At 38.8% G+C, this 16,137-nt stretch carries 12 protein-coding genes; 1 reads left to right on the forward strand and 11 read right to left on the reverse strand.

The features are described 5' to 3' along the window. Positions 1–86 precede the first annotated feature (86 nt). From QLQ22_RS23365 to QLQ22_RS23380, 4 genes are all read right to left on the reverse strand, one after another. Entirely contained in the window at positions 87–1,976 is a 1,890-nt protein-coding gene (locus QLQ22_RS23365) for a cell wall-binding repeat-containing protein (protein WP_223438497.1), read from the reverse strand. Positions 1,977–2,083: 107 nt separating this feature from the next. Continuing rightward, on the reverse strand, positions 2,084–2,866 hold the full coding sequence (locus tag QLQ22_RS23370) for an SGNH/GDSL hydrolase family protein (RefSeq protein WP_284015668.1): 783 nt from the start codon (positions 2,864–2,866) through the stop codon (positions 2,084–2,086). 149 nt (positions 2,867–3,015) lie between these two features. After that, positions 3,016–4,341: a cell wall-binding repeat-containing protein gene (locus QLQ22_RS23375; protein WP_284015669.1), complete on the reverse strand. Its 1,326-nt coding sequence runs from the start codon at positions 4,339–4,341 to the stop codon at positions 3,016–3,018. A gap of 142 nt (positions 4,342–4,483) precedes the next feature. Continuing rightward, a complete protein-coding gene (locus tag QLQ22_RS23380; protein WP_284015670.1) occupies positions 4,484–8,836 on the reverse strand; it encodes a leucine-rich repeat domain-containing protein in 4,353 nt (1,450 codons plus the stop codon). 234 nt (positions 8,837–9,070) lie between these two features. Between QLQ22_RS23380 and tagU the strand changes: the two genes are divergently transcribed. Then, positions 9,071–10,018, forward strand: a complete 948-nt coding sequence (gene tagU / locus QLQ22_RS23385) for a polyisoprenyl-teichoic acid--peptidoglycan teichoic acid transferase TagU (protein ID WP_223438508.1) — start codon at positions 9,071–9,073, stop codon at positions 10,016–10,018. Positions 10,019–10,116: 98 nt separating this feature from the next. Here tagU and QLQ22_RS23390 read toward each other — a convergent pair whose 3' ends face one another. The 7 genes from QLQ22_RS23390 to QLQ22_RS23420 form a co-directional block, all read right to left on the reverse strand. Further along, a complete protein-coding gene (locus tag QLQ22_RS23390; protein WP_284015671.1) occupies positions 10,117–11,919 on the reverse strand; it encodes a cyclin family protein in 1,803 nt (600 codons plus the stop codon). Between the two features lie 143 nt (positions 11,920–12,062). After that, positions 12,063–12,857 carry a metallophosphoesterase gene (locus QLQ22_RS23395; RefSeq protein ID WP_252207601.1) on the reverse strand — a complete coding sequence of 265 codons (795 nt, stop codon included), beginning with the start codon at positions 12,855–12,857 and terminating at the stop codon, positions 12,063–12,065. Positions 12,858–12,957: 100 nt separating this feature from the next. Beyond that, positions 12,958–13,473, reverse strand: coding sequence for a competence protein ComK (locus tag QLQ22_RS23400; RefSeq protein WP_252207602.1), 516 nt, complete (start codon positions 13,471–13,473; stop codon positions 12,958–12,960). A gap of 170 nt (positions 13,474–13,643) precedes the next feature. Then, positions 13,644–14,096 carry a hypothetical protein gene (locus tag QLQ22_RS23405; protein WP_252207603.1) on the reverse strand — a complete coding sequence of 151 codons (453 nt, stop codon included), beginning with the start codon at positions 14,094–14,096 and terminating at the stop codon, positions 13,644–13,646. 116 nt (positions 14,097–14,212) lie between these two features. After that, on the reverse strand, positions 14,213–14,482 hold the full coding sequence (locus QLQ22_RS23410; RefSeq protein WP_223438516.1) for an excalibur calcium-binding domain-containing protein: 270 nt from the start codon (positions 14,480–14,482) through the stop codon (positions 14,213–14,215). 333 nt (positions 14,483–14,815) lie between these two features. Beyond that, a complete protein-coding gene (locus QLQ22_RS23415) occupies positions 14,816–15,649 on the reverse strand; it encodes an amidohydrolase family protein (RefSeq protein ID WP_252207605.1) in 834 nt (277 codons plus the stop codon). A gap of 51 nt (positions 15,650–15,700) precedes the next feature. Continuing rightward, positions 15,701–16,132 (reverse strand): RbsD/FucU family protein, encoded by a 432-nt coding sequence (locus QLQ22_RS23420; protein ID WP_252207607.1) that lies wholly within the window; start codon positions 16,130–16,132, stop codon positions 15,701–15,703. Between the last annotated feature and the right edge of the window lie 5 nt (positions 16,133–16,137).

A 16,137-nucleotide genomic window follows, 5' to 3' on the forward strand; every position in this document is an offset into this window, starting at 1 on the left:
GAATTATTTTTATTTTACTAAATTCTTTATAAAATGCAGAAAGACTGTCAGATGAGGACCTGACAGTCTATGTCTAGCAGCAGAGTTTAATTTTTTAATAGGCTGATCATTTCTTTTTCGATGTCAGCATTTACTGCTCCCTGTCCGCCAAGAATAGTAGCCGATTGATACTTGTCGATTAAAGTTTTTGATGATGTATCATTTACAAGCAGAACAGATGCATTATTCTTTGAGGCGAGAACCGCTCCCGAAAGTGCATCCGGGAATTGATCTCCTCTTGCTGTGAAAATCTCGTTTTGCCCCAGTTTTAATTGCTGGGCAACTTGTATGCTTGTTTCATATCGATTTTTACCGCTGATTCTTATTGCATTTTTGCTTTTCAGCTCATTAAATACTTTAGCTGAAATGGCATTTTCCCCTCCGATTACGACTGTCTTAGATATTGTTGTTAATGACTTTTTAATCTTTTCAGGGATCGTGTCCACTTCGCTGAGCAGAATTGGGTAGCCTTTTTTAGATGCATAAGCCGCAACAGATATAGCATCAGGGAAATTTCTTCCTGTGGCAACAATTGCTGTAGTGGAAGGCAGACTTTCTGCTATTTTAGCTGAAGTTTCAAATCGATTAGATCCTGAAATACGGGTAACTGATAAGCCTAATCCCCGAAGTTCGCCTTCTACCTCTAATGGTATTGCACCATTTCCGCCAAGAATAATAACCTTTTTGGCTCCTAATCTTGTGATTTCTTGTTTAGCCGGAAGATTGTTCTTTGATTGAATGGTTTTTGATTTGCCGTCTATTAACAGAAGAGGTGCATGATATTTTGCAGCTAAAGGCGTTCCTGATAAAGCATCGGGAAAATCTCTTCCTGTCGCAAGAACCACTGTATCTGACTGCTTCCAGCCCTCTTTAGAGATTTCTGCAGCTGTATGATAGCGGCTCGCGCCTTCCAATCTCGTTAAAATACGTTTTAAATAACTGGATGCTACATATCCTTTAGTTTGTGAATCTTTCACCTGAACTGGATACCAGACGAAATGGTTGGATGAACCGGCACTGCTGTCATAAACAAATTCCCCAGTGGGTTTTACAACAATCCCTTTTCCTGCTTTAACTACAGGAGAAGACCCAGTTGCGCCCTGACGAATTTTTGGATCTGCGGCATCTTCATTAAACGTGATAAGAGTATCGTTTTTATTAAAAAGATGCTTTGTTTCTGTCATTTGAGCATTTAGTTTAAAATCTGTTTTATTGAAAGTAATATTTTCACTAGTTTTACAAGTATAAGTGAAGTCTGCAGGCTTCATATCAATTAAGGCAATCTTAGTATTGATATCCTGTATCCCTTTGCCTTCATCAGTCTTAATCAGTTCAAATAGTTCTTCTTGATAAGCTCCAGAATTTCTTTCCCCATTCCCTTCACATATTGCGAGAGGACTGTTCTCAGGCTTGATTCCGTTGTACCGCAAGGCAGAGAAATACCATCTTTCAAGATATGATGCAGCTGGATCGTCCTTTTGCACGAGAGGTGCAGATTGATTGGAGCCGACAGGTACAGTCAGGTAGTCTTTTAATCTCTTAACCCCTGAGTAGATATTAAAAATCGCATTCTTTTTCAAATTTTCTTCATCTGCTGCAGGGTATACCGTTATCTGCATGATGCCTATACCGCCATCGCCAGATAGAATAGGTTCTCCGTTTTTAAATTGCTGCCAGTCAATGCTTTCTTTAGTCGCAACAGCTTTTACAATTTCCGCAGGAACTTCAAGCTCCAAGGCAGCATTCGTCAAAAGACAATTTCCTGTTTGATAAGGAATGAACTTCCCGTATTCTGTTTGCGGATTATACTTGCACTTCTGACTGACTTTTTGCTGCACGCTATTAAAATCAGGCGTGCTGGCCTGAGACAGTGACGGGAGCAGAAAAACGAAAACAACTGACATAAACATGAAAAGGGTGATTTTTTTTAAATACACGTACATTGCCTCCAAAATTTAGATTCTAGTAAAATCTTAACATAATCCAACAGGTTTTGTATTAGTTTCCAAAATTAGATAAAAAAATAGATCCCTTTTTATAGGATCTATTCCGTGGTTTTCACAAAGTAGTTTGTTAAGTATTCTGCCCAGATCTTGTTTCCTTCCTCATTTGGTGCTGCTTGATCTTCATTCAGCAGATTTTTTATTTTTTCGTCTTTCTGATCTGGCCAGTTATCCCAATGATTAAGGTATGTCAGCCCTTTTTCTTTTACAAGCTCTTTTAAAGCAGCCACTTCTTTTGGATAAAAGGTTGCATTGAAGATTGGATGAGATGGCTGAATATAGATGAATGTCTTGGGGTTCTTTTCTTTAAAGCCAGAGATAATTCCATTAAAATTCTGCAAAGTATTTGTCAGACCAACATTTCCATTATCGTTTAAGGAAAATGGTTCAAATAATAGGATATCCGGCTGAAGTTTATTGACTTCTTCACCATGATTTTCATTGATAAATGTTCTGGTTGTTCCCTCAGGATATGATAAAACTTGAAGAGTGAACATTTCCTCCCCATATGCTTTCTGTAGATTCGTTTGCAATAATGCCGGCCAGCCTGTGCTCTGTACAGAAGTGCTCTCTGAACCAACTGCCACGATTTTTAATGGTTTGCCGTTTTCTTTTGCAAGCTTCATTTTTTCTTTTATCGGTGCCGGCAGATTAGCAGCTTTGGCCATCCACTCTGGCTGTTCTTCTTTTGCTGCCGGTTTTTCTGATTTAGAATCTATCTGCTGTTCTTGAGCTGAGCTTATTTTCTGCTTCCAATGATAGTTGCCTAGTACAAGTGCGCATACCGTTAAGATTATGACACACATTGTAATTACTTTACTCATGTCAAAGTTCCTCCAAAATCTACAAAGTTCTACATTCTATCATAGTTATCTATATAAGAACCTGCAAGAGAATTAAAGGGAAATTATTATTAATTTATCAATATTTTACTATTCTTTCTATAATAAAAAGCAGTGAGAGTGCTCACTGCTTAATTAATCACACTTTTCACGCCTAAGTAACGCGGTTCAAAGTATACGTTATCCATGGTGGATATCGTTACACCTTTTGAAGAACTGGCATGGATAAACTCATTATTCCCGATAAATATTCCTACATGCGAAGGGCCTGCTTTATACGTTTCAAAGAATACGAGGTCGCCTTTTTCCGGAACGGCTACTACTGTAGCTTCATTCCATTGATCAACCGTAGTTCTCGGAAGATCCACTCCATGCTTGTCAAAAACATATTGTGTATACCCGCTGCAGTCAAATCCTGATGTTGTTGTGCCTCCGTATTTGTAAGGCACGCCTTGCAGGGATTTTGCCGTTTCAATAAGCTTGTCTACTGGAAAATAAATCGAGGTAAGCACACTGTTGCTGATTGCACTCGATCCGCCGATCACGGTGACGGTCTGTACATTTTTAGTATCGATTAATTTTCCAATTTCAGCTGGAAGGGTTGATTGATTTGTAAGAAGCATAGGAATGTTTTGCTTTGCTGCATAGATAGAACCTGTTAATGCATCAGCATACGTATTACCAGACACAAGTAAGGCACGCGACGCAGAGAAGCTTGCAAACTTAGTGGCTACCTTTGCTGATGTGTCATAGCGGTTCGCTCCTGCAATTCTTTCAGGGTTCGGCAATTGGGAAGCTGTACCCGATGCAATAACGCCTGTTCCGCCGATTACATATGATTTAGTAAAACCATTTACATAGTTTTTCACTGACGTTGGAACGCCTGTCTTCTTAACCAGCAGGATGGGTGAGCCCTGCCTCGCAGCAACCGCAGATACTGAAAGACTGTCTGGGAAATTGCTTCCGTTTGTAATAAAGGCTGTTGTAGATGCAGCTCCCAATGATTTTAATTTCTTTGCAATGGCTACAGATGTATCGTAGCGATCGAGGCCCGATATACGGGTTACAGTAAGGCCCATATTTTTCAGTTTGCCGGCTACTGCTGCAGAGACTGCACTTTCACCACCAAGTATGTATGCATTTTTAGCATTTAATCTTGTAATTTCAATAGTAATTGCTGCAGACATTGCGTCTTTTCCCGTTAGAAGGATTGGCGCATTTAACTTGTAAGCAAGCGGTCCTCCTGCTAAAGCATCAGGGTAGTTGTTTCCGACTGCAATAACGACATTGGATGTGCCGTTTGGAAAGGTCTTATTTGAAACTGCTACTGACGTTTCATAACGATCCTGACCATAGATTCTGCTTGTTGTCCCTGCTTCTGCCTCTTTAGGCTGAGAGATCAAAAGAATCATCAAAAGACTGAGACAGCTCAACATTGTAATAGTTATTCGCTTCATACCATTCTCCTATGATGTTTTTACCCTTTCCTATTATATAACAGTTTAATAGTCAGACAGTTTACAAGTATGTTACAAATTGTTTCCTCATTCGATGATAGCCAACAAAAAAACAGCGTTTCCGCTGTCTTTTGCTTCCTATTTACACCTTTTTTCGACGAGCTGCATACAAGGCAGCACCTGCCATTATAAGGATTGTTCCAAAAAAGACTGACTGATACATCGTTGTTGCTGTCTTCGGAAGTTCATTCTCCCTAATGCCAGAAGCAGGTTTTGCTTTCTCTGGCAAAATTGGCTGATTTCCGCTTTCGTTTTCCGGCTGCTCTTCCTTATCCGGAGCTTCTTCTCCAGACTCCGGTGTCTCTCCTGTCACAGGCTTATCATTACCTAAAACAAACCGCAGCGGATTTTTCATATAGTCTTGATCTAATTCAATTTCAAATTCATATTCGTACTCGACGCCTTCACTGTAAACAAAGAGGCTGTAGGCACCGGCTTTCAGATTGAATTCCCCATCAGCTGCCTGAAAGTCATCAATCAGCTTGCCATTTTCATCAGAGTAGCCATCATATACAATGTCTTCATTGTTTTCATCAAGTCCAGCTAGCATAAACTCAGCTTCGTCAACTGGCCGGTCAGCTTCATTTATCAGATATAGCTCAGCCTGCTTCATCCCTTCTTCGTCTTCAGGAAGAGTCGTTACTTCCATCGATGCAAAATTTCCAAACTCTTCATTTTCCCCATAAACTTCAATGAGATATGTCGTACCAGGCTCTAAATCTTTTAACTCGTATGATGTTTTTGATGCAGGCAGAGGCTCTTCTTCTCCTGTATACACTCCGTCAACGATTACTGTATAAGAACCATCTGTTCCTTCAAACATTTTATCCCACGAGAAGGCAATGGTATGCTGAGTCACATCATTAATATGGATCTCAGGATAGTTCGTACTGTCTATCTGGACTGTGACGCCTCTCTCTCTCAATTCCTGAACGACCATACCAGCAACTGATCCGGAGGACAAATCAAGCGTATTGATTCCGTAGAGAGAGACCAGGCTCAAGGCTTCAAGATCCAACAGCTCATCAATATTTGTTAAGTCTGTTCTTTCCAATGTGACAGTTTCCAGTGACTCAAATCTTTCTAATCCAGTTAAATCTTTGAGAGGATTTTTGGACATTTCTAAGGTTAGGAGCCCTTCTAAACCTTCAACTCCTAAATGCTCGATCTGATTTTCGTTCAGTACTAAGCCTTCTAATTCATTTAAATTAGATAGAACGGAGATGTCGCGGATCTTATTATGTGAAAGATCAAGATAATTAAGCTGTTCCATACCCTTTAAAAATGAAAGATCTTTAAGCTGATTACTTCTAATCGAGAGGGAATCCAGGCTTTCTATTTCTGCAATCTTTTCATAGCTTTTCAGCTTCGTGTTTTCGATATGCAAGTCTGCTAGTGATGACAGACCGCTTAGCGGAGATAAATCCAGTTCTGACTCATTGTTTATAAGATACACAAACATTAAATTTGACGCATATTCCAAGCCTGTCAAATCTTTAATATCCATATCTGCAAGGAATAAATCCTGAAGACGCTCCATATCGCTCGCGCGGACATCACGGATTAATCCAAGCTGTTCTTTTATGACATCTCTTAAAGCACTGTCTTTGAATTTTACAACAGGACCTGTTGGAGCCGACTCTGTTGTTTCAGTGGTTTCTGCGCTGGCAACCAGTTCACCATCCGAATCATAAGCTTGTACCTCAATATCATAAGATGTCTCAGGCTCAAGACCTCTGATCCAATAACTGTACTCATAGCCGTCTACTTTATCTGCTATTACTACACCATTGACTAGTACTTTGTAATGATCCAGTTCTTCTTCCCCAAAGTAATCCCAAGAGATTTCAAGTGAGTCTTCCGTTGATCTTGAAGCATAAATCCAAAACTCTTCTTCTTCCTCATACTCATACTCAACATAGACACCTTTATCCCTGAGCTGTGTGATGACTTCCAAACCCTCTGATCCATCTGTTAAATCAAGCGTTTCTATTTCCATTAAGAAAACCATAACCAAATGATCAAGCGCAAGCAATGGCTGTATGCTCTCTATCGATGTTAACGAAAGATCCAGGTATTGCAGATCTTTTAGAGCAGTAAGCTCTTCAATTCCTGTAAGGGATTCATTTTCGCTCAGACTGAGTTCAGTTAATCCTTTTAATCTTTCAATCCCGTTAAGTGAGGATAGGTCATTGCCTCCTATATAAAGAGAACTTAATTGCTCAAGCGCAGGCATTTCAGAAAGATCTTCCAGCTCATTATAAGCAAGACCAAGTGTCCCCAGCTCTTTCAATGAAGCAAGGATAGAGAGATCTTTAATACCTGTATCAGAAAGGTCTAAATACTGCAGGTTCGGCCATTTCTTTATCGATGAAAAATCCTGCAGACGGTTTCCGTCCAAAAGAAGGAACGTCATTCCTGTCAGGCTTTCAATAGGTTTTAGGTTTTTAAGATCATTCCCTGATAAGCCAAGCATTTTCAGATTTTTAGCTGTTTCCAAGCCAGATAAATCACGAATCTCAGCACCCGTCAGGTCAAGCTCTGTCAGATGCTCCATATCGCTTTCTACGATGTCCCTTTTAAAGCCAAAGTACTCTTTCATCGCTTTTTTAAGGTTAGCATCTGCAAAAATCACTTTTTCTCCAGACGGCGTTTTTAAAGTAGAGAACATACCGTTTGTAAAACCAATCAGCTTTCCTTCCTTATTAAAAGCTTTTACGGAGAAAGAATACTGAGTATCCGGATTCAAGCCTGATGCTTCATAACGGTATGATTTTTTGCTTGTTTCTATTTTTTCTTTTTTCTCATTGAGCGTCAATTCATATGAAGCAATCCGCCCCTCGCCTTCATAATCCCATTCAAGAACTGCGTTTGTATCTCCGGGCTTAACTTGATTAATATACATATTCAAGCTGTCATCATAGACAAATTCCACAGAGTCTTTAAAGAGGCCGGTCTCATCAAGAATATCGATGTAGCCAGATCCATAAATAATGACCTTTTGAAGAGATGGAAGGTTAGCCAGCACCTTAATACTCTTAACCTCTGTATAAGACAGGTTGATTTCCTCCAGCTGATGAAATGACTCTAAAACAGACACATCTTTCACGCCTGTCCAGCTTAAATCCAAAAGCTTTAAATTCGTCAGCTTCTGAATGTGTTTAAGGTCCTTGAAGCTTGTATCTGCAAGCAGCAGACTGTGTAAGTTTGTTAAAGAATTAAGCGGTGAAAAATCAGTTGCACCAGACATTGATAAATCCAGGTACTCGAGCTTGGCAAATGATTTTAACGCTCCAATACTTTTCAATCTGTTTCCTGCAAGTTCTAAATGCTGCAAATTCACTGCATATTCAAGTCCGGACAAATCCTTGATTTCATATGGAGAAGCATTTAAATAAGTCAGCTTTTCTAAATCACTTTCCGTGACATCTCTTTGAATTCGAAGCTGCTCCTGTACGGCAAGCTTTAGGTTTTTGTCCTTAAACTCAATCGTTATACCTTTAGCTGCATCCTTCGTTTTTCCTTTAACTGCTGCTTCGCTGATCATCTTTCCATCTTTATCTAATGCGGCCGCTTTCACTTCATAAACAGTAGCTGCCTTCAAATCAGTGAAGATATTTTCTGTTTCTTTTGTTTTCTCTAACATTAATTTCCCGTCTAAATACACATCATAAGTAACTGCGCCGTCTAAAAACCAGCTTGCTTCAAACGATGAATCATTTACTTGGTAAAAGAACACCGTGTAGTTTGGTTTTTGCGCCTCTTCTGTTTTAGCACTTGTTTCTTTTGTATCGAGAAGCTTGTCTCCCGCTATCACTTTCATTGTGAATGCGTAGGTTGTGTCAGGCGCTAAATCTTTAGAGACGTATTCACCTGCCTCACTGAAGCTCTGAACAAATTTCCCGTCCTGAAACAATTGATATTCCACTGTTTCAGTTACATTGTATTTTGGCCAGGACACGATAATAGATGTGCCTTCAGCTCTTGTATTTAAGATAAATTTATCATCGACAACAATTGGTTCACCTGGGTTAACAGAAGTTCCGCTGTCATCATTGCCTTTTTTGTACACAACAGTAATCGCCTCTGTCTGAACGGATTCATCCCCGGCAAGCTTTACAAGATATGTATACGTTTCTTTTTCTTTTACATCTTCATCAATGTATTCGTATGTTCTCGCAGTTGAACCATCTCTATTTTTAAGTTCATCTACAAGCTTGGCTTCAATCCCATTCTCCTGATCATTTTTCTTCAGGATAAATGTTTCAGGTTCAACGGACACCGATGTTACTGTCCACAATAACTGAATCCCTTTCCCTGTGTTTTTATACGAATGAAACCCAATAAGTGTCCCTGCTTCAGCTGCTGCCGTATAGGGCAATGCCATTGTAACAAGCAAAGATAAAATCATGAAAATCGACAGCATTCTTTTCATAGTAATTTTGTAATCCCCCTAGTTTCTTATAAACATATAAACTTATTATAGTTATGAAAAAATCACTTGTATATTTGATTCTATAGACAAAAATCTACAAATTTATGAAACTTTTCTCTCATGAACAACGTCTCATAGTAAGATATCTCTTATTTTTACAAAAAAAGTATTGTTTCCATGATTCGGTAAAAATATAATGTGTATAGGTTATTAATTCAATTAAAGGATGGTACTATGAGAGAGAACCGAAACAAAAAGCGCAAATGGCTTTGGATTGTGCTCAGCATCATTGGATTGCTCGTGCTGGGTACAGGAGGCTACGCCTTTTATTTGTATAAAACTGCATCAGATACTGTTGCAAAAATTCAAGAGGATATTGGAAGGGATGTATCCGAAAAACGTCCAGAAGCTGTGGCATTTAAAGATAAAGACCCTATTTCTGTCCTTCTATTAGGTGTTGATGAAAGAAAAGGAGACCGCGGACGCTCTGATTCATTAATTCTATTAACAGTCAATCCGAATAAAAAATCCATGAACATGGTCAGCATTCCTCGTGATACACGAACGGAAATCATCGGAAAAGGCAAAGAAGATAAAATCAACCATGCATATGCTTTCGGCGGCACTGAAATGGCCATTAATACCGTTGAGAACTTCCTTGACGTGCCTGTTGATTATTTTGTGAAGGTCAATATGGAAAGCTTTAAAGATATTGTAGATGCAGTCGGCGGTGTAGAAGTTAATAATACGCTTGAATTTACTCAAGACGGCAAAACATTTAACAAAGGATCCATTTCATTAGATGGTGAAAGTGCTTTGAGTTATACAAGAATGCGCTATGAAGACCCGCGCGGTGATTTTGGACGCCAAGATCGTCAGCGTCAAATCATTCAGGCAGTTATCGCAAAAGGTGCAAACATTTCTTCCTTAACAAAGTTCGGGGAAATGTTTAAAGTCGTCGAGAATAACGTAAAGACAAATCTAGATATGAACGAAATGTGGAGCATTCAGGAAAACTACAAAGATGCACGCAATTCTATGGAGCAATTTCAGATAAAAGGAAAAGGCGATATGATCGGCGGAGTTTATTATTATATCGTGCCTGAAGAGGAACGAACCGGATTATCCAATCAGCTGAAAGAGCATTTGGAGCTTGAACCTAGTACGGCATCTACTAATTAATAGAAAGAGCGGATTTCATATGAAATCCGCTCTTTTTTCTGCAAAAAGGATGATAGAAAAACGACATAGATTTATCTATCCTCACCTTTACAAAATAATCAGCTGTTGTTCTTCACCCATTCAATCAGCTTAGGATGCTTCGACCAAATATATTCATTCTCATAAACATATTGAACGGCTTCATTTTGATCTCCAATTCCAAAGGAATCAGGAGGAGCAGGAAGACTTTTCTTGACTGTCAGATAATCAAAAACAAATGGATTAATCTCTTTCGCCTTATTGACAAGCTGCTTTAAATTAGAAGTGACTCCATTTAGAGCAAACTCAAGTAAAACTCGGTTGTAAGCTCCTGATGCCATATGACTTTCATCATACTTCTCCATCAATTTTTCAGCCTGCTTGTACATTCCTAAATCCATATACATGGCAAAGAGTATGTAGCGCACTCCCTGGTTATCATTTTCATCGAGGTCAAGCAATTCCTCACATTGTTTAATGGCTATTTCTAAGTTACCCGCTGCAGCTTCAAGCACTGCATAATTAAATTTCGCCCTCATATAAGGTCTAGTTTCAGTGAGACCCCAGAACATCCCTTTGTTCTGTTTAAAATAGTCCTTGCCAAGATCTGTTTCTCCAGCTTCCATTCCCTTTTTGAAGAATTGCAGCTGTTTCTTGAGATCCTGCTCGGCTTCCCCCAGAATACTGTAGGCATCAGGGTGATAAGGATAAATTTTTATCGCTTCTTCGGCGAGCTTTAATCTCATCGCCGGATCACTTTTCATGGCCTGAAAAATCAATTTCTGTGCTTGATCCCGAGCAGAAGCATGATGTGATGATGGTTGCTTCTCTTTTTCTTGTTGAAGATCCTGCAAGTCCTGCTCCATCTCACCTTTTAACTCCCGATACAGCTTAGAAAGGGAGCTTGTGCTTACTCCGTACATATCAGCAAGCGCCTTCTGAGTCAGTCCCATCTTATGAATGTGTTTTTCGATGAAATAATGCATAGCGGCTGCATAAATTTCATGTTTCTTAATAGATGGATTCAACCGGTGGAAATAAGAGTGCATAAGCTGTACTGCAAGCCCCCTTGTTTCTTCAAGTGATTCAATGTCCTCAAAATAATCTCCTGCAGTCAATTTTTCTTCTAATAAACGGACTGGGAGCTCATAGTTCATATTATCCCAAATAAGCTCTTTTTCTGACTCAGCTTTCATCTCTTCAGGCTCTGTCAGCATGGAAATAATCATCTCTGGGTAGTTATCTTCCATAAATGCTTTCGGATCGATGAACTCACTTTCCTTAAATAAATCTAAAGTCAGCTTTTTATTGTGTGCTGTTTGATTTTTCTCAAACTCAAGCTGCATTAAATAATAAGAGTGGTACTCCCCGTATGGCAGCAGATAGCCAAGCAGCAGACTGCCCTCTTCAAATGACGATGCTCCCTGTGACACTTTTACTTTCTTTTCTTCATTTGAAAAAATGTCTCTTACATTAAACCACTCGTCATCAAGGATGCTTTCAATGACAGAAAACGAAGGTGCAGCTTCTGTCCATTGTTCAAGCTGAGACAGTGTAGATGGTCTTATTTCTTCTTTCTGCTTCTTATGAACAAAGGCTTCAATCACCCGTCCGGGAACAAATGAGGCAGAAAAGACAGCCCATACTAATAGAGCACCGTACACATTTTGATGCTTATCGCGATCAAGCTTACCCATTTTTTCTTTAACTGCTTCATCCATATGCCTCGAAAAATTTGCAGAAGCAAATTCCATCAATTCAATCTGCAGCTTCTCAAGATCCTCATGGCGGATAGCCTCAAGCGAAGTTTCTTTCTTCATACAGCATTTCTTATATTTTTTCCCGCTGCCGCAATGGCACGGGTCGTTGCGTCCGATATCCATTTGTTAACTCCTTTTATTCCTAATTCCCTTGTCTATTGTGCCAGTAAATCGAGCAGAATTCAATGTACGCAAGAAATCACGCAAAATTAAAACCATTTCAATATGAAAAACCGCATAAATAAGTTCTGCGGTTTTGTACGATTTTAATTTGAATTGTTTTTCTCTCCATTTAAAGAAAGAACCGTCACCTCACTCCTCACCCCAAACCGATAATTCCAGTGCGCCTGTCCAATTCCTTTTGAAATATAAAGATAAGACCCATCAATCTTATGGAAGCCTTGGTAAATTCCTCGCTTCGCAAGCTCTCCCTTTGAGATAAAGGTAAAGAAGAACGGAACATTGAATTGCTTTCCATGCAAGTGGCCGGAAAGCATTAAATCAAATGGCTCTGCAACTTCAGCTATATCATTGGGATCATGACATAGAACAACACTCGGCTTATCCCCTTTTACTTTTGAAAATGCTTTAGTCAATCCGAGCTCATCTTCTCTATAAAAATCCAATCCTATCAATGTAAAGTCTGGCAGTTCAATCGATTCATTTACAAGAACCTTTACTTGGTTTTCTTCGAGCCATGGCCGCAGCCGCAAACTCAGCTGAAAAGTCCGATAGTCGTGATTGCCAAATACCGCATACACTTCAATCCCATATTCATTGAAAACATCTAAATAAGGTTTAATGCGCGGAATATGCTTTTCTCTTGCGGTAAAATCACCGGTGATAAACACATAATCAGGTTTTTCCTTTTGAAGCAATTCCTTCATTTTTTCAGGATGAATCCGATTTCTTTCAATATGAAGATCTGATAACTGCAGGATCTTTTTATCAATTCCAAGCGGAACATCAATATGTTCAACTTTCAGCCATTGTGTCGGCAGTATAAATAACAAATAGAACAGCCCCGTACATCCGATAAGACCAATCAATAATTCAGCCATGATATACCCCATTTTTTTCTATTTGTTCTATTTTACTAAAGACACGAAGGATTTAGTATAAAAAGCAGCCAAATTCTCAAAGGAACTTGGCTGCTTTCTGTTAATAAACTTCATAACCCTCATATGACTCAGCTATACAGGAAGATAGTTCCCACATCTCTTCTTGACGGTCCAAATAAGTCAGTACGAGCTGCTGAGCATGTCCCGATTTCATTAAAAAACTTTCGACGCTTCCCTGGATTTCAATTTCTTCTCTATTTCTGCATTCAATGAATGTTCTATTGTTCTTCCCAAAAGCCTGTTTCACATGATGATAGGAAACCCAAATACACTCTTCACTGTCTGGAGATAAAGTCGGAAGCATACATATCCTGTAGCCCGGTGAAATACATACCGGGAGCATTTTTTTACCCGGCAAAATAAGCTTCGCTGCATCAATCATTCCCTGATAAGAGGCTCCGGCATGAACACAGCTGAGGTTAATAATTTCCCTGGGTGACATCTTTACAATCAGCTTTCTGTACAGCTCATGTACAACAGACCACAACTCCCCATTTTCCGTGTACATCGGTTTCAAAACCATTGTTTCTCTCCATACTCCATAACTTTCTTTCATCAGCATTCTCTCCACCTCAATCTTCTGTTTTTTATCATGAAAAATTTTCCACAACATTATTTTACAGAAAGATTCAGTGAAAGACTCAAAAACTAGGAAAATTTTACTATAAATCAATAATACATTTACACTAAATTAAAACAAACAAAGAGACCTCCATTCTAGAGGCCTCACTCAAATTGCCACACAATCTTCCAATCTCCCTTTTCCTTCACTGCATATACATCCTGCATTACATCGAACGTTCCAAACTTACTTTTAAAAGTCTGCCTGACTTTGATGAGGCGCGCCTCATTAAATACCGGTGCGCCTTTTGCCATCCTCCACCTGCGAACTTTTTTCTCCTTTAAAATTTCAAAAGAAAACGTTGTAACCCCGTAATGGCTCATATAGATATGAGACCGCTCTGTCACATAAGCATTCTTTGTAAAACGATCCTGCATCAATGGGTGAAACAGATCCCAGGCACCGCTAAAGTTTCCAGTCTGTTCAGCAGTATAAAAGAGCTGCACAGCCTTTTTTGGAGAGGATGGCGTGAATAGATGAAACAGTCCGATAAGCAGGAGAATGGCAGCACCGATCATTACGATCGGAATAAGAGGGAAAGGTTTACGTCTTCGCATGATTATCACCCTTTTAAGCATGTCTAAGACAGTGTATGAGGGAGTTTTAAGGTTAATACGAAAAGGTTTGTTAAATAAAAAAGACCTTTCGAAATGAAAGGTCCCACTAACTCTTTTTATTTCTCACAAGCAATCAAATCTTTATCACGATCACTCTTTGTGTTGGCATTATAAAGGTCTTTTGAAACAAAAGGCTTATACTTTGTTTTACCGCCTTTATTTTTCACTTTAGATGACTGCGCCACGCCACCTTTGTAATCTTTGTTCAACTCTGTGCAATTTTTATACGTTTTCGCTTTTGCTTTTGCCTCTGCTGTATCTGTTGAAGTAAAAGAAAAACCAAAAACTAGTGCTAAAGAAAGTCCAATAGTAAAAATTTTCTTCATATGTAGTTAATTCCTCTCATAATCTATTTTTTTCTTATCTTAATGGATAAATTTAGATTTTACAAGGCAATGTTGCACTCAAAATTAAATTTTCAAATCTGAAGGAAACCAATAATCAAGAGATTGTCATAATGTAATAAAAAAGATGACTGGGTTCATATGAAATCCAGTCATCTTTTTTATTACTATTTTCTATTAAACTATCCTAATGCCTTTCGAAATGAAAGGCCCCACTAACTCTTTTTATTTCTCACAGGCAATCAAATCTTAATCACTATCACTCGTTGTGTTGGCATTATAAAGGTCTTTTTTTTTATTTTATCTATCTGATTTTTATATGGAATAAAACTTTCCGCAATTTCCCCCAAGTATGTGCGGCTCATATTTAGAGGCATACTGATTTACATAATTTACTGCAATATCTATTGTAGCAGCATAATCTTCACTAAGAGTGCATACAGGCCAATCAGATCCAACCATTACCCTTTCAGGCCCAAAGGCATCAAACACAACATCTAAATATACTTTGAAATCTTTCTCTTTCCATTCGTTCCAATCAGCTTCTGTCACTAGTCCTGATATTTTCACATAAGTATTGTCCCTTTCCGCGAGTCTTTGGATATTTTCTTTCCAAGGCATGATCACTTTATGTTTAATATCTGGCTTTCCTATATGGTTCAGGACAAATTTCTGATCAGGAAACTTTTTAACTAGTTCAACTGCATAAGGTATATGTCTGGGATAAATAAGAAGATCAAAAGGCAATCCATAATCCCCTAACAGTTTTATGCCCTTTTGGAACTGCTCTTTAAGCATATACTGATCCTCAAACTCATCTTGCAGGATATGCCTTACGCCTTTAAACAGAGGATTTGCTGTAAATTCATCCAGCTGTTGCTTAAGTTCATTTGAACAAAGGTCTACCCAGCCAACAACGCCTTTTATAAAGCTGTACTTGTTCGAAAGACCAAGCAGCCACCTTGTTTCCTCTAGGCATTGCCTGGCTTGTACCGCAATCGATCCATCAAAACCAATCTTATTCAATAAAGGCTCAAGCTCATTTGGTAAAAAGTCCCGTTTTAGCAAAGACATTTCCTCGTTAATCCAAGGATATTCTTCTTTTGTATACATCCAGAAATGCTGATGTGAATCAATTTTCATCCCCATAATGTTTTCTTCTCCTTTTCAAAAGAACATTTGAAAACACTCAAGACTCATTTACGTTTTTATAACACCTTTCTTTAAGATAATATTCGCATAAGGTACTTTTTCACCAGTTGCTATAATAGCAAAAGCCCTCTGGGCCCTATCATAAAAAGCAAAGCGATCAATCCACTCAAATTGGATATCTCTTTCTTCCCGGTTATTAATAATCTTGCTGTATTCATCCCATAACTTAGATTCGGCCAGATCTCCCGGCTCCTCTTTCATTAAAGTAACAGGCTTATCAACATATGTATCTAAGGGAAAGAGGTATAATAGTGCATCTAATAAATCAGGAATAGTATGTCCGTCCGCTCTATTTAGTTTTTGAGCATGGCTTGCTGCAGGAAAGTTTCTGTCTGCAAGCACAATTTCATCACCATGCCCCATTTCACAGATGGCTTTTAGTATATCAGGTGATAGAATCGCAGGAATATTCTTAAGCATAAGAT

It is taken from the genome of Metabacillus hrfriensis (assembly GCF_030127205.1).
Lineage (GTDB): Bacteria > Bacillota > Bacilli > Bacillales > Bacillaceae > Bacillus_P > Bacillus_P dongyingensis.

What these genes read in the sequence shown, in the direction of transcription:
- QLQ22_RS23415 (WP_252207605.1), bottom strand. Translation starts at nt 15,649, where the DNA reads ATGGGGATGAAAATTGATTCACATCAGCATTTCTGGATGTATACAAAA.
- QLQ22_RS23410 (WP_223438516.1), bottom strand. Translation starts at nt 14,482, where the DNA reads ATGAAGAAAATTTTTACTATTGGACTTTCTTTAGCACTAGTTTTTGGT.
- QLQ22_RS23375 (WP_284015669.1), bottom strand. Translation starts at nt 4,341, where the DNA reads ATGAAGCGAATAACTATTACAATGTTGAGCTGTCTCAGTCTTTTGATG.
- QLQ22_RS23405 (WP_252207603.1), bottom strand. Translation starts at nt 14,096, where the DNA reads ATGCGAAGACGTAAACCTTTCCCTCTTATTCCGATCGTAATGATCGGT.
- QLQ22_RS23370 (WP_284015668.1), bottom strand. Translation starts at nt 2,866, where the DNA reads ATGAGTAAAGTAATTACAATGTGTGTCATAATCTTAACGGTATGCGCA.
- QLQ22_RS23380 (WP_284015670.1), bottom strand. Translation starts at nt 8,836, where the DNA reads ATGAAAAGAATGCTGTCGATTTTCATGATTTTATCTTTGCTTGTTACA.
- QLQ22_RS23395 (WP_252207601.1), bottom strand. Translation starts at nt 12,857, where the DNA reads ATGGCTGAATTATTGATTGGTCTTATCGGATGTACGGGGCTGTTCTAT.
- tagU (WP_223438508.1), top strand. Translation starts at nt 9,071, where the DNA reads ATGAGAGAGAACCGAAACAAAAAGCGCAAATGGCTTTGGATTGTGCTC.
- QLQ22_RS23390 (WP_284015671.1), bottom strand. Translation starts at nt 11,919, where the DNA reads ATGGATATCGGACGCAACGACCCGTGCCATTGCGGCAGCGGGAAAAAA.
- QLQ22_RS23400 (WP_252207602.1), bottom strand. Translation starts at nt 13,473, where the DNA reads ATGAAAGAAAGTTATGGAGTATGGAGAGAAACAATGGTTTTGAAACCG.
- QLQ22_RS23420 (WP_252207607.1), bottom strand. Translation starts at nt 16,132, where the DNA reads ATGCTTAAGAATATTCCTGCGATTCTATCACCTGATATACTAAAAGCC.